Here is a 793-nt window from a genome sequence, read left to right as displayed (position 1 = left end):
GGCCCCGCCGCCCCTGCAGGCTTCCGCCGCCCCGCCCGGCGCGTCTACGGTCGCATCATGCGAGCACTCACATGGCAGGGAAAGCGCAACGTCACCGTCGAGGACGTCCCGGATCCTCAGATCCAGGAGCCGACGGACGCGATCATCGAGGTCACCTCGACCGGCATCTGCGGGTCGGACCTGCATCTGTACGAGGTCCTGGGGCCGTTCATGGACGCGGGGGATGTGATCGGCCACGAGCCGATGGGCATCGTCCGCGAGGTCGGGTCCGAGGTCACCCACATCCGGCCCGGTGACCGGGTGGTCGTGCCCTTCACCATCTCCTGCGGCCGGTGCTGGATGTGTCAGCGCGGGCTGCAGTCCCAGTGCGAGACCACCCAGGTGCGGGAGCAGGGCTCCGGCGCCGCACTCTTCGGCTACTCCCGGCTCTACGGCTCCGTCCCCGGCGGGCAGGCCGAGCTGCTGCGCGTGCCCCACGCGGACTACGGCCCCGTGAAGGTGCCGCACACCGGCCCGGATGAGCAGTGGCTGTTCCTCTCGGACGTCGTCCCCACCGCCTGGCAGGGGGTCCAGTACGCGAACGTCCCCGACGGCGGCACGCTCGCAGTGCTCGGCCTCGGCCCCATCGGCCAGCTGGCGGCACGCATCGGCGTGCACCTGGGGTACCGGGTGATCGGCGTCGACCCGGTCCCCGAGCGCCGCGCGATGGCGGCCCGGCACGGCATCGAGGTCCTGGACGCCGACGGCGGCGAGGCCGAGGTGCTCCGCGAGCGCACCGGCGGCCGCGGCCCCA

General features: G+C 73.0%; 1 protein-coding gene. It reads left to right on the top strand.

Annotated elements, in window-relative coordinates; all coding sequences use genetic code 11:
• Positions 1-57: 57 nt before the first annotated feature.
• On the top strand, positions 58-793 hold a 736-nt coding region (locus D8M29_RS12580; protein WP_153240298.1), incomplete at its 3' end, for an alcohol dehydrogenase catalytic domain-containing protein.

Source organism: Micrococcus sp. HSID17227 (genome assembly GCF_003989405.1).
In the GTDB taxonomy this organism is placed as follows: Bacteria; Actinomycetota; Actinomycetes; order Actinomycetales; family Micrococcaceae; genus Micrococcus; species Micrococcus luteus.
The sequence above is the reverse complement of the archived record's forward strand: the minus strand, read 5'-3'. Positions and strand labels throughout refer to the sequence as shown.